The sequence below is a fragment of the Neolewinella xylanilytica genome (assembly GCF_002934605.1).
Classification (GTDB): domain Bacteria; phylum Bacteroidota; class Bacteroidia; order Chitinophagales; family Saprospiraceae; genus Neolewinella; species Neolewinella xylanilytica.
The window spans coordinates 835,210-858,426 of the sequence record NZ_PTJC01000006.1 but is presented as its reverse complement, the minus strand read 5'-3'; the positions used below and the strand labels follow the sequence as shown (position 1 = coordinate 858,426).

The 23,217-nt window shown below is 58.8% G+C and carries 21 protein-coding genes; 13 read left to right on the top strand and 8 right to left on the bottom strand.

Annotation, left to right across the window (positions count from 1 at the left end; translation table 11 throughout):
* Positions 1–107 precede the first annotated feature (107 nt).
* Positions 108–2,768, top strand: a complete 2,661-nt coding sequence (locus tag CLV84_RS12815) for a S9 family peptidase (protein WP_170067692.1) — start codon at positions 108–110, stop codon at positions 2,766–2,768.
* Positions 2,769–2,773: 5 nt separating this feature from the next.
* Here the strand turns inward: CLV84_RS12815 and CLV84_RS12810 are convergent, their stop codons facing one another.
* Positions 2,774–3,541: a biotin--[acetyl-CoA-carboxylase] ligase gene (locus CLV84_RS12810; protein WP_170067691.1), complete on the bottom strand. Its 768-nt coding sequence runs from the start codon at positions 3,539–3,541 to the stop codon at positions 2,774–2,776.
* An 83-nt stretch (positions 3,542–3,624) separates the two neighbouring features.
* On the opposite strand from CLV84_RS12810, the gene rsfS reads away from it, so the two are divergent.
* The 9 genes from rsfS (at position 3,625) to aceK (ending at position 15,330) form a co-directional block, all read left to right on the top strand.
* The gene (rsfS, locus tag CLV84_RS12805) at positions 3,625–4,017 is read left to right on the top strand and encodes a ribosome silencing factor (RefSeq protein WP_245911502.1); all 393 of its coding nucleotides are present in this window, start codon (positions 3,625–3,627) and stop codon (positions 4,015–4,017) included.
* Between the two features lie 65 nt (positions 4,018–4,082).
* A complete protein-coding gene (ftsH, locus tag CLV84_RS12800) occupies positions 4,083–6,074 on the top strand; it encodes an ATP-dependent zinc metalloprotease FtsH (protein WP_104420182.1) in 1,992 nt (663 codons plus the stop codon).
* A 120-nt stretch (positions 6,075–6,194) separates the two neighbouring features.
* Positions 6,195–8,762, top strand: a complete 2,568-nt coding sequence (locus CLV84_RS12795) for a sigma 54-interacting transcriptional regulator (RefSeq protein ID WP_146088799.1) — start codon at positions 6,195–6,197, stop codon at positions 8,760–8,762.
* A 79-nt stretch (positions 8,763–8,841) separates the two neighbouring features.
* Positions 8,842–9,864, top strand: a complete 1,023-nt coding sequence (locus CLV84_RS12790; RefSeq protein ID WP_104420180.1) for a zinc-binding alcohol dehydrogenase family protein — start codon at positions 8,842–8,844, stop codon at positions 9,862–9,864.
* A gap of 190 nt (positions 9,865–10,054) precedes the next feature.
* Entirely contained in the window at positions 10,055–10,852 is a 798-nt protein-coding gene (locus CLV84_RS12785) for an SDR family oxidoreductase (protein WP_104420179.1), read from the top strand.
* A 5-nt stretch (positions 10,853–10,857) separates the two neighbouring features.
* Positions 10,858–12,198 carry an L-fucose:H+ symporter permease gene (gene fucP, locus CLV84_RS12780; protein ID WP_104420178.1) on the top strand — a complete coding sequence of 447 codons (1,341 nt, stop codon included), beginning with the start codon at positions 10,858–10,860 and terminating at the stop codon, positions 12,196–12,198.
* Between the two features lie 10 nt (positions 12,199–12,208).
* Complete coding sequence (locus CLV84_RS12775) at positions 12,209–12,550, top strand: L-rhamnose mutarotase (protein ID WP_104420177.1); 342 nt, start codon at positions 12,209–12,211, stop codon at positions 12,548–12,550.
* A gap of 165 nt (positions 12,551–12,715) precedes the next feature.
* Positions 12,716–13,546 (top strand): MBL fold metallo-hydrolase, encoded by an 831-nt coding sequence (locus CLV84_RS12770; RefSeq protein ID WP_104420176.1) that lies wholly within the window; start codon positions 12,716–12,718, stop codon positions 13,544–13,546.
* A 35-nt stretch (positions 13,547–13,581) separates the two neighbouring features.
* Positions 13,582–15,330: a bifunctional isocitrate dehydrogenase kinase/phosphatase gene (gene aceK, locus CLV84_RS12765; RefSeq protein WP_104420175.1), complete on the top strand. Its 1,749-nt coding sequence runs from the start codon at positions 13,582–13,584 to the stop codon at positions 15,328–15,330.
* Positions 15,331–15,362: 32 nt separating this feature from the next.
* Here aceK and CLV84_RS12760 read toward each other — a convergent pair whose 3' ends face one another.
* The 3 genes from CLV84_RS12760 to CLV84_RS12750 are packed head-to-tail and all read right to left on the bottom strand — an operon-like array spanning position 15,363 to position 17,194.
* Positions 15,363–16,214, bottom strand: a complete 852-nt coding sequence (locus CLV84_RS12760; RefSeq protein WP_104420174.1) for a DUF4380 domain-containing protein — start codon at positions 16,212–16,214, stop codon at positions 15,363–15,365.
* Positions 16,211–16,987 (bottom strand): DUF6338 family protein, encoded by a 777-nt coding sequence (locus CLV84_RS12755; RefSeq protein ID WP_104420173.1) that lies wholly within the window; start codon positions 16,985–16,987, stop codon positions 16,211–16,213. Before CLV84_RS12755 ends, CLV84_RS12760 begins: the two co-directional genes overlap by 4 nt.
* 3 nt (positions 16,988–16,990) lie before the next feature.
* Positions 16,991–17,194, bottom strand: coding sequence for a hypothetical protein (locus CLV84_RS12750; protein ID WP_104420172.1), 204 nt, complete (start codon positions 17,192–17,194; stop codon positions 16,991–16,993).
* Positions 17,195–17,457: 263 nt separating this feature from the next.
* On the opposite strand from CLV84_RS12750, the gene CLV84_RS12745 reads away from it, so the two are divergent.
* Positions 17,458–18,741, top strand: a complete 1,284-nt coding sequence (locus CLV84_RS12745) for a hypothetical protein (protein WP_104420171.1) — start codon at positions 17,458–17,460, stop codon at positions 18,739–18,741.
* 75 nt (positions 18,742–18,816) lie between these two features.
* Here the strand turns inward: CLV84_RS12745 and prmC are convergent, their stop codons facing one another.
* The 3 genes from prmC to CLV84_RS12730 all read right to left on the bottom strand — a co-directional run bounded on the left by prmC (position 18,817) and on the right by CLV84_RS12730 (position 21,027).
* Complete coding sequence (gene prmC / locus CLV84_RS12740; RefSeq protein ID WP_104420170.1) at positions 18,817–19,701, bottom strand: peptide chain release factor N(5)-glutamine methyltransferase; 885 nt, start codon at positions 19,699–19,701, stop codon at positions 18,817–18,819.
* Complete coding sequence (dcd, locus tag CLV84_RS12735; protein WP_104420169.1) at positions 19,683–20,219, bottom strand: dCTP deaminase; 537 nt, start codon at positions 20,217–20,219, stop codon at positions 19,683–19,685. The genes prmC and dcd overlap by 19 nt, the downstream gene beginning before the upstream one ends.
* Positions 20,220–20,328: 109 nt before the next feature.
* Entirely contained in the window at positions 20,329–21,027 is a 699-nt protein-coding gene (locus CLV84_RS12730) for a hypothetical protein (protein WP_146088798.1), read from the bottom strand.
* A gap of 160 nt (positions 21,028–21,187) precedes the next feature.
* On the opposite strand from CLV84_RS12730, the gene CLV84_RS12725 reads away from it, so the two are divergent.
* Positions 21,188–22,465, top strand: a complete 1,278-nt coding sequence (locus CLV84_RS12725) for an asparagine synthetase B (protein ID WP_104420167.1) — start codon at positions 21,188–21,190, stop codon at positions 22,463–22,465.
* 22 nt (positions 22,466–22,487) lie between these two features.
* On the opposite strand, the gene CLV84_RS12720 is transcribed toward CLV84_RS12725, so the two are convergent.
* The gene (locus CLV84_RS12720; protein ID WP_104420166.1) at positions 22,488–22,673 is read right to left on the bottom strand and encodes a hypothetical protein; all 186 of its coding nucleotides are present in this window, start codon (positions 22,671–22,673) and stop codon (positions 22,488–22,490) included.
* Between the two features lie 42 nt (positions 22,674–22,715).
* Here CLV84_RS12720 and CLV84_RS12715 point away from each other — a divergent pair, with 42 nt between their 5' ends.
* Positions 22,716–23,204 (top strand): asparaginase domain-containing protein, encoded by a 489-nt coding sequence (locus tag CLV84_RS12715; RefSeq protein WP_104420165.1) that lies wholly within the window; start codon positions 22,716–22,718, stop codon positions 23,202–23,204.
* Positions 23,205–23,217: the final 13 nt, after the last annotated feature.

The window sequence follows — 23,217 nt, the reverse complement described above, 5'->3', positions numbered from 1 at the left end:
TATCTTTACGGACCAAGAAATTACCGATGCGCCCTACCCTACTTCTGTGTTTACTCGCCTTGCTTTGCTCCCGCGCCCCGGCGCAAAAAGCCATTTCAGTAGCGGACATGCAAGCCTGGAAAACGATCGAGGGTGAACAACTGAACGCCGACGGAAGCCACCTCCTCTACAGCCTCGTACCGGACGTAGGCGACCCGACCGCCATCCTACGCCGGGTCACGGACGGGCAGGAACAAACCTTCCCCCGACTGCACGACGCGCGATTCAGCTACGACGGCAACTATCTCCTGGGCACCCTCAAGCCCTCGCGAGATACGGTGCTGCACTACAAACGAGCGGAGCGGGCCAAAGAACTCAAGGCCATGGACACCCTGCTGGTGTGGAACCTCACTACCCAGTCGGCCGACCTGTACCCGGAAGTTTACCAGGTAAAGACCAGCGAGCGTTCGCCGGAACTATTCGCCTACACGACGGGCACCCTCGTACCGGACAGCCTGGCGAAGGGGCTGGACGAGGACGCCCACCGGCTGGTGGTACGCCGGTTCAGCAATGCCGACAGTTTTTACCTGGAGGGAGTGACCGACTTCCGTCTGGCGCGGGACCGCCCGATCGTCGTGGCGCAGCGAGCCAAGAAGGACAGCACCTGGTCGAACAGCATCCTGCGCATCGACCCCGCCGACCTGGAATGGCAGACGCTCAGCTCCGGGCTACCGCACTACAGCGGCCTGAACCTGAGCTTCGACGGCAACCACGTGACCTTTCTGAGCAGCGAGGCGGACGAGACGGAAACCCAGCCGCCCTACCTGCTTCACTACTGGTCGGAAGGCAGCGATTCGGCCTACATCGTCACCGGTCGCGACATGAGCTGGCTGCCCAGCGGTTTTCGGATCAGCGACGACCGGCGCCCCACCTTCAACGAGGACGGATCCTACATTTTCTTCGGTACCACCCCCCGCAGACCGGAGCTCGACAGCAACGATATCGCCACGGAGCTGGCCGACGTAGAGGTTTGGACAACGGAAGACCCGATTCTCTACACCCGCCAGAACAACAACCTGGAACAGGACCGCACCTTCACCTACCTGGCGGCCTACCGGACCGGGAAGGACGTTTTCATGCAGATCGCCAATCCGGACATGCCGGAGGCCATCCTGCCCGACGACGGTAAGGGAAGTCACGTACTGCTCTACAACGAAAGCCCCTATGCCAAGGAAACGATGTGGACCGGCGGACCCGGGGGACGCGACCTGTGGATCTTCGATCTGAAAACCGGGAATAGCACCCCGATCGTGGAAGGCGAACCCGGTTACTTCGAGTGGTCGCCGACCGGCAACTACGTCACTTGGTACAATCCGGTCGACACCCTGTACCGGGTGTACGATGTCCGGGACCAGCAGATCCGCGACCTGACCAGCAACGAACTCGGAATCTTCTATGACGAGCTCAACGACCGCCCGATGGATCCTTCCCCCTACGGCACGGCCGGCTGGACGGAAAACGACCGCTCGCTGATCGTCTACGACCGCTACGACCTATGGGAAATAGACCCCCGGGGCGGTACGGCCGAGCGTCTGACCGAGGGCCGGGAGCGGGGCATCAGCTACCGCTACTACGATCTCGATCCCGAAGCCGAAGCAGTGGACATGCCGATGCTGCTCTCCTTCCAGCGGGATGAAGACTACTATGGGGGGTACGCTATCCTGCAATCGGACGGAGTGGTAGACCAACTGGAAGTGGGCCCCTACGTTTTCGACAACTTTAGCAAGGCGCGCCAGGCCGAGCGCTACCTGTACACCCGGGAAAGCTATACGGAGTTTCCGGATTTGCGCGTCACGGACCGACTCGGTGAGGTAGGCGAAGCGATTTCGCAGGCAAACCCACAGCAGCAAAACTTCGACTGGGGAACCATCGAGGAATACAAGTGGATCGACCACGAAGGCCGCCCCCTGCGCGGCCTACTGGTGAAGCCCGCCGGTTTCGACAGCACCAAGCAGTACCCGATGTTGGTCAACTTCTACGAACGGAGCAGTGAGGGGCTCTACCGGCACCGCACGCCGCAGCCGGGGCGCTCCTCGATCAACTACCCCCACTACGCTAGCCGGGGATACGTCATTTTCAACCCCGACGTCATCTACCGCGAAGGCTACCCGGGCGAAAGCGCCTACGCCTGCGTGATGAGCGGGATCGGCAGCCTGCTGCAGGATGGGTTTATCGACAAGGAACGCATCGGGATGCAGGGCCACAGCTGGGGTGGCTACCAGGCCGCTTACCTGGCTACCAAAACCGACCTGTTCGCCGCCATCGAATCCGGTGCGCCGGTGGTAAACATGTTCTCGGCTTACGGGGGTATTCGCTGGGGAAGCGGCCGCAGTCGGCAATTTCAGTACGAGCGCACCCAGAGCCGGATCGGCGGTACGATCTGGGAATACCCACTGCGGTACATTGAAAACTCCCCGCTGTTCTTCACCGATAAGATCAATACGCCGATCCTGATCCTTCACAACGACGAGGACAGCGCCGTGCCGTGGTACCAGGGTATCGAGTGGTTTACGGCCTTGCGCAGACTCGGCAAACCCGCCTGGATGCTCAACTACCGCGGAGAACCCCACTGGCCGGTAAAGCCCCCTAACCGGGCTGATTTTCAGACCCGGATGGCCCAGTTTTTCGATTATTACCTACTGGATGCGCCGCTGCCTAGGTGGATGAAGGAGGGCGTAAGTCCCTTACAGCGGGGCATCGAGCAAAACCTGGAACTCATGGGCGAATAATCGCCTCAGTGTAGCCACCGCAAGGTGCGCAGCTCGAAACGTTCTACCCTATCCTGCTCCATCGTTAATTCCAGCCGACCGAGGGTGTCTACCCCCCGTACGCGGGCGTTGAAGCGTCGGCCATCGTCAAGGCGCAGAAAATCGACGCGCTCTTCCCGGCGATAGAGCCAACGGTGGTAGGCCGTATTCAGGGCATCGACATCACCCGACTCGAGCAACCGGTTCCTACGGGAAAACGCTTCGAAAATAGCGTCGAGAAGGGCGGCTTTATCGATGTCGCGTCCGAGGAGCAACCGCAAGCTGGTGGCCGATTGTCGCAGCTCCGGTGGAAACGCCCGTTCGTTGACGTTTATACCCACGCCTACTACGGACCACTGGACGCGGTCTCCCCGCAGGCCATTTTGAATAAGGATTCCGCCGATTTTTCGACCGCCGGCGTACAAATCATTCGGCCACTTGATGCGGGGATCGTGGGATTCCAGGTCGGGCAGGTAGCGGAGGAGTCCATCGAGGACGGCCAGCGAGGTCAGCTGCGTCAGGGAAAAGATCCGATTCACCGCCAGCCGGTCAGGCCGAAGGAGCAAACTAAACGTCAAATTGGCAGCCGGACTGCTGTGCCAGCGATTCGTCCCTTGCCCTTTGCCAGCCGTCTGGTCGTCAGTAATGTATACCGTACCCGCCGGCAGCTGCTCGTCGCGTTGCAGGGAATCCAGGAGGGCGGCGTTGGTAGAGCCTAACCGAGCAAAACGGCGGGCAACTTTAGGAGTAAGCAAATTGTTTGTTTTGCAACTTCTCAGCGGTAGCGGTCCGGTTTTCGGAACGGTATTTGCTACCTTCATTGTGCTAAATTCTAGATTTGAATACATCTACTGAATCCGTACGCCACAAGATCGCTCCGAAGATGGAGCAGCGGCTCGACGTCATCCTGGATAGTATCCGGGACATCAAAGGTAAAAACATCATCCGGCTGGACTTGCGAAGGCTGGACGACCGCCCGGCGGAATTTTTCTTCATCTGCTCGGGAGAATCCAGCACCCAGGTGCGGGCGATCGCGGAGAACATCCAACGACGCATGAAATCCGAGATGGGAGAGTTCACCAAAAACACCACGGGAAGCCGGCCATCCAACTGGGTGTGCCTGGACTACTTTGACACGGTGATCCACGTGTTCTACCCGGAGACCCGCGCCTTCTACCAGATCGAGGATCTGTGGAGCGACGCCGTAGCGACAGAATTTGAGACCCTGTAAAGGGCCAACCCCAAAAAGTGTACGGTCACCCAACGAATCCGGCCGCCGCACGTTAGCCATAAGATATGAGCACAAACAATCAGAATAATAAGTCCGAGGGCAACGGCGGACCGAAATTCCAGAGTTACTGGATTTACGCGATCATGTCGGTAGTGTTGCTGGCCCTGGTGCTCACTAACTGGGGCACCGGCGCCTCCAGTCAGATTCAGCTCGACCGCCTCAACGAGATGATCAAGGACGATGCCGTCAGCGCGATTACGCTGGTCAATGGCGAACGGGCCGAAATCTACCTTAAGGAAGACAAGAAATCGTTGCCCCGCTACGAAGATTCCGCCCCTGAAGGCATGGGCGGGAGCCGGTACGACTACTTCCTGGAAGTGGTAGACCCGAGTTCTTTCACCCGTTTCGTTGACCGCGCTTACGAAGAGGAGGACATTCCGTTTTCCGACCGGGTGCAGGTGAACTCCGAAAACCGGGCTGATTACCTGGGCACGGCGCTGCAATGGTTGCTCCCTCTGGCGGTTATCGCCTTCATCTGGATCATCCTGATGCGTCGCCTCGGTAGCGGTGGTGGTGGCCCCGGCGGCCAGATCTTCAACATTGGCAAATCCAAAGCTACCCTCTTCGACCAGAACAGTAAGGTCAACATTACTTTCGCGGACGTCGCCGGCCTGGACGAGGCGAAAGAAGAGGTGATGGAAGTCGTGGATTTCCTGAAGAACCCCAAGAAATACACCGCCCTGGGTGGTAAAATCCCGAAAGGGGTTCTCCTCGTCGGCCCTCCCGGTACCGGTAAAACCTTGCTCGCCAAAGCGGTTGCCGGCGAAGCGGGCGTGCCCTTCTTCACCATGAGTGGATCGGACTTCGTGGAAATGTTCGTGGGCGTTGGTGCATCCCGCGTCCGTGACCTCTTCAAGCAGGCACGGGAAAAAGCCCCCTGCATCATCTTCATCGACGAGATCGATGCCATCGGCCGTGCCCGTGGCCGTGCCAACATGCAGGGCGGCAACGACGAGCGCGAGAATACGTTGAACCAGCTGCTGGTCGAAATGGACGGCTTCAGTACCGACAAGGGCGTTATCCTGATGGCGGCTACTAACCGCCCGGACGTCTTGGACTCGGCCCTACTGCGGCCCGGTCGCTTCGATCGCCAGATTAGCATCGATCGCCCTGACCTACAGGGGCGGGAAGCCATCTTCAAGGTGCACCTTAAAACGATCAAGACGAACGATACCGTAAACGCACTGGTCCTTTCGGAAATGACCCCTGGCTTTGCCGGTGCCGAGATCGCCAACATCTGTAATGAGGCAGCCCTGATCGCCGCCCGTCGCAATCAGGATAGCATCGGTTTGGATGACTTCAACTACGCGCTGGATAAAGTAATCGGCGGACTGGAGAAGAAGAACAAACTTATCAATCCGGAGGAGAAGAAGATCATTGCCTACCACGAAGCCGGGCACGCCATCTGTGGGTGGTTCCTGAAACACGCCATGCCGCTCGTGAAAGTTACCATCGTACCCCGCGGCGTTGCCGCTCTCGGTTATGCTCAGTACCTTCCCAAGGAGCAGTACATCACCCGTACGGGGCAGATGCTCGATATGATGTGTATGACCTTCGGTGGCCGTGCGGCCGAAGAAGTAGTCTTCGATGAAATCAGCACCGGGGCCCAGAACGACCTTGACAAGGTGACGAAGATGGCCTACGACATGGTTACGGTCTACGGGATGAACTTCGACGTGGGTCAGGTTAGCTTCTACGGCATGTCCCGGGACAGCTACCAGCGGCCCTATTCGGACGACACCGCCACGCTGATCGACGATCAGGTACGGGAATTGCTCCAGGGTCAGTACGAACGTGCCAAGCAGTTGCTCATCGACAAGCGGGAGGAGATGCAAAAACTGGCGGAAGCCCTGCTTGAGAAAGAGGTGCTCAGCCGTAAAGACCTGGAGGATTTGATCGGCCCCCGCCCCGCCGATGCCGAGGAAGGCGCCCAAGAATGGGCCGGCGTAATCGACAACTCCCACGATCCCAATAACAACGGCAAGGTTATGCCGTAACCCGGGCCGCCGCCCCTTTCGGACCCTGACGGCCCCCACGCAATTGCCTGGGGGCCGTTTTGATTTTAGGATTCCTTATCTTCACGAGACGCAAACCCTATTTAAGCCTTTCCACTCTCCGTGACCGAGCAAGCACCACCCGTTGACGCACTGTTACAAATGCACCAGGATGCCTTCAACCTGGTATCTGAGGGTGTACTGTGGGTAGACATTTCGGGCCGCGTGTACTATGGCAACGAAATCGCCGCCAAGTTGCTGGGGTATTCTTCCAATGCCCTGCAGCGCGCCAGTTATTTCGAGATCAACCCCCACTTCAGTATCCTGGGGTGGAAAAAGTTCTGGAACCGGCTCACGGACAACGGTAGCGAGCACTTTGACACCGAGTTCGTCAATCGGGATGGTAAGCTATTCAGCGTACGGGGTCGGGCGGCCTTTGACATTTATAGCATCGACCCGGAGCTCTGCCTCATTGTTTTTGCGGCAACCGAGGCGGGGAAGCGCGATGCCGATTTGCTGGAAGCCGTACAGGAGGACGCTAAAATCGGAAGTTGGGAAGTTAACTTTACGAGCAAGCAAGTTTACGTGTCAGCCCAAATCAGGCAGTGGATCGGCCTGCCCATCGATCGGGCGTTCTACCCGGCCGAAGAGATGCTGGGCTTGCTCCAGGAGCAACTGGTCGGTGATTACGATCGGATACGGCCCGTCTTCAAAAAGCTAAAAAAGACCAAGGCTTTCGAGGAAGCCACCCTACAGCTTCGGGCTAAATCTACAGACGAGCAGACCGGTCCCACCGAATACGTCATCCGGGCCCGGTCGGTAGAAAACGAGCTCGAGGTGTACAAGGTATACGGTACGCTCACCCGGGCGGATACCGCCATGGGCGCGGTTTCGGAACGGACTTTGGACGATGCATTATATCGGCGCGCGCTGGACCAGCAATTGGAAGCCGTTTACATTATCAGCTATTCGGACAGGAAAATCGTGTACCTCAATGACCGGGGCGCCGAACTCGTAGGGTATTCCCGCGGCGACCTCCTGCACGTTCCCGCTTCTAACCTTTCCACTCGCGCGGATTCGGAAGAGATCAGTGCGCTCTATTCCAAGCTGAAGGAGGAACGTTATTTCGAGTACGCGACCCAGCTCTTGCGGCAGGATGGATCCTCCGTCCCGGTACAGGCCCGACTGAACTACTACGGTGACGGCCAAGAAGAATACATGGTCTTTGTCGCGCAGGATCTCAGCGATACGGTTCACTACGGCGAAGATATTCAGCTGTACACCTCCACCCTGGACTCGCTTCAGGAATGGGTTATTTGGCTGGACACCCGGAAAGAAGTCGTCCTCCTAAATGAGGCGGCCCGGCGAAAACTAAGCAGGAAGACCAGCCGTGACATCGAAGGCATGCCGATCGAGGAGTTGATGCCCGAACTGCCGGTGCCGTCCTTGGCCGAGATCCGCCAGGAGAAGATCGACGGCCGGTACCGGAGCGCGACCGAATACATTTTTAGTACGGTGAGCGGAGACGACCGGACATTACAGATTCGATTCGCGCAGGTAGAAGCCGGAAACCAACGATTCCTTTGCCTGATCTGCCGGGACGTAACCCTCGAGCAAAACAACCGCCGTAAACTGCAGAAGACAAAGCGCAGGGTGGATGAGCTGACCAAACAGCTGCAGAGTGAGAATGAGACACTGCGGGAGCAGATCGAGCAGGTAAACACGGGCGGGGCCATCATTACGGTATCCAAAAAGTATCAGAAAATACTCGGGCAGATCGCCCAGGTTGCTGATACGGATGCCACCGTACTCGTGACCGGGGAAACGGGAACCGGCAAGGAACTACTGGCCCAGTCCATCCATAAATTCAGCAGTCGGGGGCGCAAGCCTCTGGTGAGCGTCAACTGCGCCGCCCTACCGGAGAACCTGATCGAAAGCGAGCTATTCGGACACGAGCGCGGCGCTTTTACGGGTGCGTTCGCCCAGAAAAAGGGGAAATTCGAACTGGCCAATGGCGGCACGATCTTTCTGGACGAAATCGGCGAGCTTCCCCTAGATATGCAGGCCAAGCTACTGCGCGTACTCCAGGAAGGAGAGATACAACGCATCGGCTCCACGGATGTGATCCACGTCGACGTACGCGTAGTGGCGGCTACCAACCGGAACCTGGAGCAGATGATCGGCGATGGCACCTTTCGGGAAGACCTCTTCTACCGACTGAACGTGTTTCCCATCCATAACCTACCCCTACGGGAGCGCCCCGAAGATATTCCGGTACTCGTCAAGCACTTCGCCAAGGTGTACTCCGACCGAATGGGACGGAACATCACCCACATCAACCCGAACGACATCAAGGAGCTGGAGAGCTACGAATTTCCCGGTAACGTCCGGGAGCTGATCAACCTGGTAGAACGGGCGGTAATCACCACGCAGTCGTCTACCCTCAACCTCACGGCGAGTCTGCGGGCACTGCGCCGTACGGACCGCACCGACGAAAAAACGTCGTTTCGGAGCGACAAGATCGTTCCCTTCGAATTGATGCAGCGACAGTACATTATCGAGGCGCTCAAGCGAACGAACGGTAAGGTGACCGGCCCCGGGGGAGCCGCCGAACTGCTGGATTTGAATGGCCGGACGCTAATGTCCAAAATGAATAAGCTGGGCATCAATCGGAATAAATTCACCACCTGATCCCATCCCCACCGCTTTGGGGCCGTCGTTTTCCCCATCGGCTCATCCGATTGTACCTTTCCCCCGTAAATTCCGTTTGATGAAACGTATCGTCTGCCGCGAGCCCGGCACATTTGAATTGGAGGCCTCATCCGCTCCGACTCCCGGGCCCGGCGAAGCGCTGCTCCGCATCCATCGGGTTGGCATTTGCGGTACGGACCTGCACGCCTTCCAGGGTAACCAGGCCTTTTTTACCTACCCCCGCATTCTCGGGCACGAATTATCCGCCGAAATTCTTTCCATCGGTTCCGAGTCAGGCGGTCTGGCGCCGGGTGACCGGGTGATCGTTATGCCCTACATTTTCTGCGGAAACTGTATTGCGTGCAGGGCGGGAAAGACAAACTGCTGTCGCCAAATGGCCGTCCTGGGCGTCCACGTCGACGGGGGCATGCAGCAGGAAATCTCGGTCAGAAGCGACCTGCTCCTTCCCGCGGGCCAGCTCAGTCACGAAGAAGTGGCGATCGTAGAGCCGCTGGCGATTGGCGCGCACGCGCTCCGTCGGGCACGAACTGAATTAGACGATACGGTCGTAGTGGTCGGTTGCGGCCCCATTGGGATCGGCATCCTAGCACAGGCATCCGCTATCGGATGTCGGGTGATTGCCCTCGATACCGACGCGGGCCGGCTTGCTTTCGTCCGAAAAGCCCTAGGTATTCAGGATACCGTCCTCGTAGACGAACAGGCCGCAGCTCAAGTAGCGCAACTGACGAACGGCGATCTGGCCACCGTCGTCTTCGATGCTACCGGCAATAAGCAGGCCCTAGAATCCGGTGTACGCTACATGGCCCACGGTGGCCGGTACGTTCTGGTTGGACTGAGCAAGGGGGAGCTTAGCTTCAACCACCCGGAAATTCACGCTAAGGAATCTACCCTGCTCTGCAGCCGCAACGCTACCCGGGAGGATTTCGAAAGCGTCCGGGCCTTTTTGGAGAGCGGTCAATTTCCGACGGGAAAGTACATTACCCACAGCGTCCCATTCGAAGAGATGATCGGTCACTTCGAAAGCTGGTTGCAGCCCCAAAACGGGGTGATCAAGGCTATGGTAGACTGGACCATCCCCTAGCCAGCCGCTACTCTGCTGTTGTACGGGGACATCGATTGTATTTCCTAGCTGCACCGGGTACCGCCCCATAGCTTGCCTGCAAAGCGGCGGGCGGGGCTTTCGCGGCCGGAAAACCATTTTGTAAGTACATTGATGGCGATTGGCTAAGGTGTCGAGAAGTGGCACTCCGTGCCCCAAGCAATAGCGTAATATGGAAACCAATCTCGCGGGAAAAGTAGTAGTGATCGCCGGCGCCGCGGGCGAAAGCGGCAGTATCGGAGAGGTTATGCTCCGCCGCATCGCCGCCGAAGGCGCCCTTCCCGTCATTTTAGACCGCAGCGACCGGGGAAATACCTACGCCGAAGCACTAGATCGCCAGGGAATCGATGCGCTCTTCGTGCGCACGGACGTGACCGATCCGGACCAGATTGAAGCGGCGGTGGAACAAATTGGGGAGAAGTACGGCCGTATCGACGTCCTGATCAACAACGTAGGAATTAACGACGGAGTGAGCCTGGAGGGATCGATGGAAGCCTTCCTCCAAAGTCTGCGCGTGAACCTCGTCAGTTACTGGTGCCTGACCAAGTATTGTCTCCCCCATCTGAAAAAGAGCGGCGGCAACGTACTCAACATCGGATCGAAAGTGGCCCTCACCGGACAGGGAGGTACCTCCGGCTACGCGGCCAGTAAGGGGGGCGTACTGGCCCTAACGCGGGAATGGGCGGTTGATTTCGTTCCGTTTAACATGCGGTGCAATGCCATCATCATTGCCGAGTGCTATACCCCCGCTTACCGGACCTGGATCGACGGCTTGGAGAACGGCGATGCAAAACTTCGGTCCATCAACGAAAAAATCCCGCTCGGCCAGCGAATGACCACGCCGGAAGAAATCGCGAATACGGCCCTCTTCCTGATTTCCGATCTCGCCTCCCATACTACCGGGCAGTACGTATACGTGGATGGGGGGTACGTCCACCTGGATCGGGCTCTCCTACCCCAAGTACACTAAGCATTATGTCCGATCAAGCACCCGTCGTCAGCCGGTCCGTCCTGCTGCCCTTCATCATCGTCACTTCCCTTTTCGCCCTCTGGGGTTTTGCCAACGATATTACCAACCCCATGGTTTCGGCCTTCAAGAAGGTACTGGAGTTGGATAACTTTCGGGCCTCCTGGGTCCAGTTCGCTTTTTACTTCGGCTACTTCACCATGGCGCTACCGGCCGCCATCTTCGCCAAAAAGTATTCCTACAAGAAAAGCATTGTCCTGGGTCTGGGCCTTTACGCTATGGGAGCCTTATTATTCTACCCCGCCGCGCGGTGGGAGAGCTACGGCTTTTTCCTCCTCTCGCTGTATATCCTCACCTTTGGCTTGGCCTTTCTCGAGACCACCGCGAGTCCCTATATCATGTCGCTCGGATCGGAGGAAACCGCCACGCGCCGCCTGAACCTGGCGCAGGCGTTCAACCCCATCGGTGCCCTGGGCGGCCTGATCGTAGCCAAGCAGTTCATCCTTTCCCGCCTCCAGGTAGAGGAACTCGGCGTGGAGGCGTACGCCGCGTTACCTCCGGCCGAGCAGGCGACTATCCGGGTAGCGGATTTACAAGTAATTCGCGATCCCTACGTGCTACTGGGGGTGGTGGTCATTGCCATGCTGGTTTTGTTCCTGGCCGTGAATATGCCGGAAAAAGCGGAGACCAGCGGGAATCTGGGTATCCGCGCGGCCATTCGCCGGTTGTGGCGGCAACCCCGCTTCGCCGGGGGCGTCGGGGCACAGACCTTTTACGTCGGGGCGCAGATCATGTGCTGGACCTATATCTACCAGTATGCGGAATCCATCGGTATTTCCAATGCGGATGCCGTGCCCTTCGGGATTTCCGCCCTCGTCATCTTCCTGATCGGACGGTGGATCGGCACCTACTTACTGAAGTTCGTCAGCGGGGGGCAGTTGCTGTTGTACTTCGCGGTCGGCGCCTCGGTGATGTGCTTACTCACCATCTTTTTGGTAGGAAGTTGGGGGCTTTATGCGCTGGTGGGCATCAGCTTTTTCATGTCGGTGATGTTCCCGACGATTTACGGTATCGCCCTGGAGGGTCAGGGAGAAGACGCCAAATTCGGAGCGGCTTTTTTGGTGATGGCCATCGTAGGCGGCGCGTTGATGCCGACCCTGCAGGGGCTCATCCTGGACATTGGCGGCGACGGATACACCGACGCGCGGCTGTTAGGCGTCCCCGAGGTGAATTTTAGCTTCATCCTCCCCCTACTGTGTTTCCTGGCCGTCGGTATCTACGGATGGCTCGTGTTTTCGCGTTGGCAGGAGAACGATGCGCCCGTAGTCGGTGCACCACCCCGGCCCTAAATTCCCCCTCATGATTCATTACTTGCTCTGTGACCTCAAAAACGATCCAGACCTGATCGCCGAATACGAGGCGTACCACGCGGCCGGGCACTGCTGGCCGGAAGTGACCGAGGGGATTCGCGCGGCGGGCATCGTACAAATGGAAATTTACCGGACAGGCAACCGACTGATGATGGTGATGGAAACCGACGGGACCTATACCGCCGAGCGGCACGCAGCGCTTAATCAGGCTAGCGATACCATTCAACAGTGGGAGACGCTAATGGACCGCTTCCAACAACGGCTTCCCTTCTCCGCTGCCGGTATCAAGTGGGTACCCATGAACAAACTATTCGACCTGCGCGACCAATAAGGTATCCGGTGTCCCCCCTTCGGTAAGCCACCAATTGTCCGGCTCCGCAGCCGGTATCACGCGCATGCTCAGCGGAGGCGCCCGGGTATCCGGTACATACCGGCCGCGCCGACCCACCAGGGAACGGCGCGGGTACGGCCAGCGTCTGCCTTAATCCGTAACAACATGAAACGACAACTCGACAGCCCGGATCTGATTATTTTCGAGAGCGCCCTGTTTCGCACGGTGACCACGTTGGTGGTGGGGACGGACTACCTGTTGCTAGTCGATCCCAACTGGTTACCGGAAGAAATCGAGCGCATCCGGGCGGCGGTCGACCGGCGGAAAGGCGACCGGGCCTGCTACTTGTTGTTCACCCATTCGGATTACGACCACATCATCGGGTACGGTCGCTTCCCGGACTTCACCGTGATCGCTTCGCAAGCGCTGCGGAACCAGCCGAAGCGGGAGGACATCTTAAGTGAAATCCACGGCTTTGACGATCAGTACTACATCGAACGGGACTACCCCATCAGCTACCCCACCGTCGACCTGGTGGTAGACAAACGGGTCTGGACAACCCGCCTGGGTCAGGATACCTATGCATTTTACCAGGCTCCCGGACACAACGACGACGGACTGATCGCCCTTAACCAAGACCGGGGCCTCCTCATCGTAGGCGACTACCTTTGCGACGTCGAATTTCCCTACGTCTACGATTCGGTGGCGCGGTACCGGCGGACGCTGGATACGCTGGATGAGCTTCTCCACGGGGAGGATATCCGGCTACTTATCTCGGGCCACGGAGACCATACCGATAGCCGGCAGCAGATGGGCAGGCGCCTCTACGACGCCCGGCACTACCTGGACGCGCTGGAAGCTGCCGTGCGGGGGGAAGCGGCCTTCGACCTGGACGCCCTCTTTCGACGCTATCGCTTTCCCCGCGTGATGGCGTCGTTTCACGAGGAAAATCGGAAAAAGATGATCGAATACGTGGAGGACTATGCCGCCCGCTGACCGGGATTCGGGGTCGGAAGCTTACTTTGGGCTTGATGAAGTCCGTTGCTCCTGCGTTCCCCGCCCTACTCCACTACGAAGCGGCCCACCGTATCCTGATGGGCTACATGGACTACTATTACCGGTTCAAGTTGATCACCAAACGGGCCCGGCTACGGTTCGAACAGCGGGACTGGCACGGTACGCAGGCCGACGCGGTGAGCCGGATCTCGCTCTACCGCCAGGAAGTTGCCAAAACCACCGAACGGCTGAAGCGGATGCTGGAAACTTCCCATCCCGACGACGACTTTTGGCGGCAGGTTCGCGACGCGTATTCCGAGGAAATCGACCACTTCAACACCCGTAACATCGCGGAGACCTTCTTCAACTCCGTTTACCGGCACACCCACGGGATCGGCGCCCATCCGGAAGTAATGTTTGTGGTCCGTACCGGAAGCTACCGGGAGTACCGGGGCCTGACGTCCATCAGCTACGACTACGACCTGAACGACCGACCGATCGGCGAGGTGATCCGGGAAGTACTGGATCATTTCCCCTTTACCGTAGAGTGGGAAAACCGTACCCGAGACATTCGTTTGGTGGCCGAACGGTGGTCGTCCCACCCTGCCGCGGCCGCCAGCCGGCTGGAAGTGCTGACGTCGGTTTTCTACCGGAACAAATCCGCCTACATCGTGGGCCGGCTGCTGGACGGCGATCGAATTTATCCATGGATCCTACCCCTGCTCCACCCGACCGGCCGGGGTATCCTGATCGATGCCCTCCTGCTCGAAGCCGACCAGGTGGTGTCCATATTCAGTTACCATCGCTCCTACTTCCTGGCCGACATTAGCGTGCCCAGCGACATGGTCGATTTTCTGCAGACCTTCATGCCGAGCAAGCGGGTCAGCGAATTATACAACGCTATCGGCTTCGAAAAGCACGGAAAGACGGTGTTCTACCGCGAATTGCTGCGCCACTTCAAGCATACCGCGAACGACCCGGACGAGCGCTTCGTCACCGCGCCGGGGATCGCGGGTATGGTGATGTACGTATTTACCAGTCCCCGGCTGAATATGGTTTTCAAACTGATCCGCGACCGGTTCGCTCCGCCCAAGCAGGTTACCGCCGAGACGGTAAAGGAAAAGTACGACCTGGTAAAACGGCACGACCGTGTCGGTCGCATGGCGGATAGTTACCTGTTCGAAAAACTATCGCTGCCCTTAGACCGGTTTTCGGACGATTGCCTACAGGAGCTGCGCAGGGCGGCCCCCTCAAAGGTGGAGGTCCTCGATGACTGCGTGATGATCTCCCACGTGTACGTCGAGAAGGAGATGACGCCGCTCAATATCTTTTTGCAGCGAGCGGATGAGGTCATGGCCCAGAAAGCCCTCCGGGACTACGGGCGAGCGATCAAGCAACTGGCGGCGGCCAATATCTTTCCCGGTGACCTGCTGATGAAGAATTTCGGCGTCACCCGCGTGAATCGGGTAGTCTTCTACGACTACGACGAGATCGAACTGGTAACGGAATGCAACTTCCGCCACATCCCCCAACCGAGAACTCCCGAAGACGAGATGGCCAGCCAGCCCTGGTATTACGTCGGCCCGAAGGATATCTTCCCGGAAGAGTTTCCGGCATTTCTCCTGCGCGCCGGCGCCCAACTGGACTACCTGCGGGCGCAACACGGAGAAATCTTCGACGCGGACTTCTGGAACGACGTGAAACGGCGGCTCCTCGCCGGAGAGATCATGGACGTTTTCCCCTACCGCACGGACTGGCGCTTTTTACAAAGGGTAGAAAGTTAGTCAGTAGGCGTATCGGCGGTAGGCGATCGTGCCTACTCCTCCGCTCTCCGGATCACCCACTTGGTTCGCAGGGTACTGGTCTCTCCGTACCCCAGTTTCCGGTAGTCTCCGTGCAGTTCGAACTCAACGAAGCCCGCCGCCGGGTCCAGATAGATTTCCAGGGGTGCCTGGCCGGGAGCGACCCGGTAAAAGTCCGTCACGACCGTGTGCTTCTCGAGTACCAAGCCATCGTTGGTGTAGGAGACGGGAACGGAATCGAGGTCGGCGAACACCTTGATCTTGCCGGTATGGCGGTCGTCGACGGTGATGCGCCGCAAGCTATCCCGGCTTTGCACGGTAGTTCCCGCTCCCCGCTCGACGCGGAGGGAATCGCTGTAAAACCAAAATGCCCCACCGTACGGCAGGCGGGTGACTTCCCAGGCGGCCACGGAACGGGTCGTATCCCCGTGGTTGGTGATCCAGTAGGTCAGGCCCACGTCGGAATCGGGCCCGAGGCGGTAACGCTTTTGCAGGACGAGCCCCGTTTCCGGATCCTCCCGGCTGATCAGTAAAAGGGAGTGTGCATCGACTTCCTGTACGGTGTAGGCCTCGCGGTCGATGGCGGCCGGGGGTGGCCAGTTCCATTCCGACTGCGGAGCGGGCCAGGCGGTGCTTCCATAGGTATAGCCGCTGCTGTCGCGCTGGGTTGGCAGCATTTCCCGGCCACCGTAGGTAAGGCTGACGAGGCGGCCGCCCATGCCGGGTTCCACCGTGATGGAGAGACTGTCACGGGTCAGGGTAACGGTCTTCACCGGGTGATCGTCGGTAGTCTTTTCGGAACTACAGGAACTGAGCAAAAGCAGGGAAAGGAAAAAGTGGTAACCTAGGCGAAGGGTAGCGTTCATTCAGCTTGGGTTTCGAATTTCTTGTAGGAAATATTCAGGTTCCGAATCTGCCCGAAGGGGATAACCAGGTAATCCCCTGGCATATTATAATATCGGGGATCTTCTTCCCGGTTGGCGGGAGGCAGGTCGGCCAGTGCGGTTTCCGAGAGCCGGAGATCGTCGCTGAGGCGCCGGCGGTAGACCACTTCCATGAAAATGCGGTCGATACCCTGTTCCTGGTTCAGGCTGTAATTCGCAAGGGCGCCGGTATACAGTATATCACCTTCTCCACTTTGGACCACGACATCCACCTGGACGTAATCGAAGCTACGGCGGGGGTCACCGGACACGCTGTGGCCGGTGAAGTATTTGTCCCAGTCATTAAAGATGCGCAGCAATTTAAAGTGATCGTCCCAGGCATTCCGCAGTACCCACCGCTGAACTAAAGTCCCGAGCCATCCCGCGACGGCACCCAACAACAGAATGTAAAGAATGAAAGGAATCAAGCCGCGTTCGAGCCGCAGCAGCCCGGCGTCGGTAAGGAGTTGTCCGGTGATCAAGCGGTAGAACACGCCGAGGTCGGGCACGAGGTTCAGGGCGGGACCAACGAGCCGCGCCAGTCCCCAACCGAAAGCGTGCAGGATGAGGGTGGGAATGAGTACGAAAACGGCTTCGCTAAGCAGGCTGAAGTCTACGGTTTTACGCAGCGAATCGCTACGCAGGTAGGCATACCGAAACAGGATACCGGGAAGCAGGATGGTGGCCAATAATAGCGCGCCAAAGGCCAGCCCCATCGCTTAGTGGTAGGTGGAATCCGAGTCCGGCGCTGTAGACGTAGCATCCCGTTCGGAAACCGCTACTACCCGGTAGCGTTTGCCCTCGAACTCGAAGGTATCTTCCAGGCCCGATTCCGGCCGCTGACCGGCGATGGCCGCCCGGAGAGCGGCCCGCTTGACGTCGCGGGGCATACGCTTAAAGAGTTCGGATTGAGGAGCATCCATAGGGCAATCGTTAGCAACAAGATAGGGTTCTTTACAGACACCTGGCAAGAAAACGGCGGAGACCGGCCCCGGGTTGCCAGAAAATTCCAGGAGAACCAGGTAACGGATGCCCGAGGGAAGGAATAAACACGAAAAGCATTCACCGGCCGGGTATTCCGGGCCACTCCTTTGATAGCACTGATGCTTTGTATTTTGCGGCGGCGCCCGGTCCGTCAGGTTCCGGGCGCCCTTTTTGCGCTACGGTCTATCTTGTCCGCACCCGTATGACCGATCACCTACTCGAATTATCGCCCGACGCCAAGACCCTCGAGGCGGGTCGGCGGCTCTTCTACAGCCGCCGCTGGCGGCTGCTGGGTGGCGACGGCAACTGGCTCTGGGGAGAATTCGACTACAACGGCCGCCGGGCTATCGAATCCGCCGTCCAGGTAGTGGAGGGAAAATTTCACTGTAGCTGCCGCGCCCGCGCCCGACCCTGCGCCCACGGACTGGCCCTGGTTTTCCTGCTAAAGAACAATGCTGACCGATTCACCGTGGGGCAGCCCCCCGACTGGGTGCGGTCAGTACAGCACCGCGCCCTCCGCCCGGTCAGGGAGGTGAAGAACGAAAGCATGGCCGACGATCGCCTGGCGGCGCGCATCGCCTTGATGAGCGAAGGCATCGACGAGTTGGAACTGCGGTTGTTGGACATCGCCCGGCGGGGTATTGCCGACACCCAGGCCCAGGGGGCGGATACCTGGCTCGCGATGGCTACCCGGCTCACCGATGCCAAACTGCCCGCACTGGCGGGGCGGGTGCGGCGACTGGCCGACCAACCGGAAGAGGCGGCCGAAGAAACCATCGCCCGCACCCTCGGCGATCTTTACCTTTTCGTGCGCGCGTGGCACATTCGGGATGAGTTCACCCCCGATCGGCGGGATGAGCTCTACCAGGCAGCGGGGATCACCACCCGGCGGGATGAGCTTCTCCAACGGACCGGAAAATCTGATCACTGGCTCGTGCTGGGGACCGTGCAGGGGGAAGAAGACCGGCTACGGTACCGCAGGGTGTGGGTGCGGGGGGAGCGGAGCAAACGGTATGCTCTTTTGCTCGACTACGTTTTCGGCCGGGCTCCCTTCGAGCAGTCCTGGCCATTGTCGGCTTCTTTTAACGGGGCTATCCACTACTATCCCGGCAGCTATCCGCAGCGGGGCATCTTCCCGGAACCCCGGCCGGGCGGGCGACCGTACGACGGGCTGAAGGGCTACGCCGGCTTCTCCGACATGCTGGGCAATTACCGGAGGGCGCTCGGCGTAAATCCCTGGCTGCAGCAGTATCCGGTCTACCTCGACGACGTTCGCCCCATCAAAAAGGGGCAGCAGCTGCTGCTGGTCGACTCGGCGGGTGGCGCCCTGCGCGTTCACCCAGATTACGGGGGCTTTTACCGGTTGCTGGCGGTATCCGGGGGGCGACCGATGACAATCTTCGCCGAATTCGACGGCTACCGGCTACGCCCCCTCAGCCTGCTTACCGAACTGGGGCTGGTCGACGCCGAGCAAGCGGAGATTTAGAGCTCGTTTGGGTTTTCCGAACCTGGTCGAAAATGAGGCCATTTGCAGACCGGTGAGGAGAATCCAAACAAGCTCTTATGCCTCCAGCCGGGTGCGGACCATGCGCCACTTCCCCTGGAGGTCCTTGCGCCGCTCTACCAGTTGGTAGCCCAGCTCGCGGAAGGTACGCATGACCTCATTGCTGTTGAACTCGTTCGTTTCGACGTACACGTAGCCGCCGGGGCTAAGGGCGCTCAGGCCTATTTCGCCGACGCGGCGGTAAAATACCAGGGGATCGTCTTCCGGTACGAAGAGCGCCAGCTCCGGCTCGTGTACGAGCACCGACTCCCCCATTTGTTCCCGTTCGGAAGGGGGGATATACGGAGGGTTGCTGACGATGACGTCGTACGCCCCCTCGTCAAGGTGGCAATCCTGGAGTACATCCGCTTCGTGGAACACGACAGTGGAACAGAGCATCTTCCCGTTTTCACGGGCAACCGCCAGCGCTTCCTGGCTAACATCGACGCCCTCGCACTGCCACTCCGGCCGGCGATCCTGGAGAGCGAGCGGAATACAGCCCGATCCGGTACCCAGGTCGACGGCCCTCCGGTTGGTACCGCCCGGATGATCTTCCAGGATCCATTCCACGAGTTCCTCCGTCTCCGGGCGGGGGATGAGCACGGCGGGGGTGACCTTCAACTGCAAACCGTAAAAGTCGGCAATGCCGGTCACGTACTGCACGGGCTCGCCACCGTGAAGCCGGTTCAGCGTTATCCAGGCTAGCAATTCCTCGTCGGGGGTAAGCATCCGGGGCCGGTTGCCCTGCCGGTGACCGAACACGTCTTCCATTACCAGTCGGGTGACCGAGGCGGCCTCTCCGGCCCCCAGTGCCGTCCGCAGTTCGCGGACAAAATGTTTGCTAAGATCGTCGGTGCGCACGGGTAGTACGTTGGCGGGCTGCGTTAGAAGGCGTTCTTCCACATCATCGATTCCATCGGCCGGTCGCTTACCTGGTTGTATTTAGCGTTTGGCTTCTTGTTGTAGTAATTCTCGATATCGCCGTCTACGCCAAAGTAAATGAGTTGGCCGATCGGCATTCCGGCGTACACCCGTACCGGGTGGGTACAGCTGATCTCCAGGGTCCAGTGATTGCAGAAGCCGACGTCTCCCTTACCGGCCGTGGCGTGGATGTCAATGCCCAGGCGCCCCACGCTGCTCTTCCCCTCCAGGAAGGGAACGCTGCTGTGGGTTTCGGTGTATTCCAGGGTCACGCCCAGGTAGAGAGTGTTGGGATGGAGGACGAAGCCCTCCGGCCCGATGGTCATTTCCTCGATCTGATTGTGTTGGCGGGCATCGAGGATGTGGTCTTTATAGCGGGCCAGGTATTTTCCCAGGTGAACGTCATAGCTGTTGGTTCCCAGGTTAGACCGGTCGAAGGGTTTGATCACGATCTCTCCGCGCTCCATGGCGGCAAGAATCTTTTTGTCACTCCAAATCATGCCCGCAAAGGTACTATTTGCCGGCCTTGCCCGCCCGCACCAGCTACGTGACTAGAATCCGGAGCTGTCCACCGCGATCGATGGCAGGGAATCGAGACCCTTCGCACGATTAGGATTCGGCGGCAACCCCGTCCGGCGCTGCGGTAACTTCGTAGGTGCCGGCGGGTCGGTAATCAGCCAGCCAGTAATCGGTGCTGTCGATCGTAAGTTCGAAACTGTTCTCGGCGGTTTGCCGGGAGGTAATGCGGTACAGGAGATAGGGGGCCGAGGGGAAAGCATCGCCTTTCAGTTCGTCTTCGTACAGCCGGTGGAGTAGCGCGTGCGCATCCATTGCCGGTGCCAGCAGGCGTAGCACCAGTGCGGGGTCGGGATCCGCGAGCAGCGGGGCTCCGGCTTTCGTGGTGGTCACGTTGACTACCAAACGGCGTCCGTCCGGCTTCGGATGCCCCCCGTTATAGGCGGCGTAGAGGAGGCTACCTACCCGGTAAAAATTACGGTGGTGACGCGGCTCAGGGTATTCCTCCCACAGCCGTTCGGTATCTATCTCGTGGCTGCTGTTCTTGATCTGTCCGGCGGTGAGGCTCCCCTCCGGAAATACGTACGAAATGAGGAGTTCGGCGGCCTCCGATTTGGGTAGGTCGGCGAGGGAGAGGTAGGCCATTTCACCGATTTCCTTATCGGAAAGGTCGCCCACCTCACCGTAATCCGTGAGGGCTAGGATCTGGCGAAAATCGTTGGTGGTCCAGTCTCCCGGTAGTTGCGCGAGCGGCTCCGAAGAGACCGATGTCACGGAAAAGGTTGTTTGCATAGTGTGGTAACGTGGGCGGGCATCGCTTGTGCGGGGGACCGCAGGTGCGGTATCTTTCGGAACCGGACAATTGTTTTGGTATGCACCCTGTCGGACATCCGGGTACTCCGCTTACACCTAATCCGGCCGGCATTCGTTTATTGGGTTGAAAGCTTTCCGTATGTACCGCAAACTCCCCCTCCTTCTGCTCTTTGTCGTGTTGGCCACCGTGGCCCGGGCTTCCACCATTCTGATCCCGATGGACGAGACCCAGACGGATCACCTGAAAGCGTACGGTATTACTTTTTGGGTACTGAACAACGACATCGAAGCCTGGTGGCTGCTCAATTACCGGGGCGGCAGCTTCGCCTTTCAGCACAGCCGGGCCTTCGAGCGGGAGTGTCTGACGCGGGGCGTGAAATACGAAGTGATCCCCGATACCCGCTTCAATGGCATCCTCGAGGAGATCGCCGACCCGGAACGCAACATGGACGCGATGAAGCTCGAAAAGGCACCGAAGATCGCCGTCTACACCCCCGATTATAACTTTCGCGAGGGCACCGAGGTCCAGCCCTGGGACGATGCAGTTACCTTGGTACTTACCTACGCCGAAATTCCCTACGAAACCATTTACGACACGGAAGTCCTCAACGACGAGCTGGCAGAATACGACTGGCTGCACCTGCACCACGAAGACTTCACCGGGCAGTTCGGACGCTTTTACCGCAGCTTTCATACGGCCCCCTGGTACCGGCGGCAGGTGGCTTACCAGGAAGAGTTGGCGGCCGCTAACGGTTACGAAAAGGTGAGTCAGCTAAAGCTCGGCGTCGTAAAAAAGGTACGGGAGTACGTCGGCGGCGGAGGTTTCATGTTCGCCATGTGCTCGGCTACGGATAGCTACGACATTGCCCTGGCCGCCGACGGAGTGGACATTAATGCCCAATACTACGACGGTGACGGCATTGATCCCCAGGCCCAGGAAAAGTTGGACTTCAGCAAAACCTTCGCCTTCGAAAATTTCCAGTTGGAGCGTAACCCCCTGGAATACGAATTCAGTTCCATCGATCATAATCCGCGGCCGGTCACACCGGAGCAGGACTACTTCACCCTTTTCGACTTCAGTGCCAAGTGGGACCCGGTACCGACCATGCTGACCCAAAACCACGTACGTACCGTCAAGGGATTCATGGGACAGACCACCGCGTTCCGCAACCAGCACATCAAGAGCAGCGTCCTGGTGCTCGGCGAAAACAAACCCGCCAGCGAAGCCCGTTATATCCACGGCCAGTTCGGAGAGGGCTTCTTTACCTTTTACGGTGGCCACGATCCGGCCGATTACCGCCACCTCGTCAACGACCCGGAGACGGACCTCAGCCTGCACCCCAACAGCCCGGGCTATCGGCTGATTCTCAATAACATCCTGTTTCCCGCGGCGAAGAAGAAAAAGCGGAAGACCTAAAGCGCAGCGGTATCCAGCCAGCCTACCGGTGGCAGAAATCGCATTTGTTGATGGGCCGCGCCGAGGTATCGATGGCCTTTCCCCGGGTCAGGCTCACTACCCAGGCAAGTGAGAGCGTCAGCCGGTGTACCCTGTCGAGCAAACGCATTTTGCGGCGGCAGCGCGGACATTTTTCCGGCCAGATATAATCCTTGAATAGCGAGGTCATGGAAGCGGAATTGATACTTTTGCGAGTATATAACTCTATACCTTGATCCAGATCTTCGTTACCGGCGGCACCTTCGATAAAGAATACGACTTCGTAACCGGCAAGCTTTTCTTCCGCGACAGCAGCCTGCCCAAGATGCTGGAAGTCGGTCGCTCGACCCTCGACGTCAGCATCCGGACGCTTATGATGGTCGACAGCCTGGAGATCGGTCCGCAGGACCGGGAGAACATCGCCAACAACTGCCGCGCCGCCGAGACCGACCAGATTTTGATCACCCACGGGACCGACACCATGACGGATACCGCCAAGCACCTGGCCAAGGCCGATATCCGCGGCAAGACCATCGTCATTACCGGGGCCATGATTCCCTACGCCTTCGGTAGTTCTTCCGACGGATTCTTTAACTTGGGCAGCGCCTTGGCTTTCGTACAGTCGCTACCCGCCGGAGTGTACATCGTCATGAACGGGCGATACTTCACCTGGGATGGCGTACGGAAGAACCGCGCGACCGGATTTTTTGAAGCTGTTTAACCGAACGTCGATC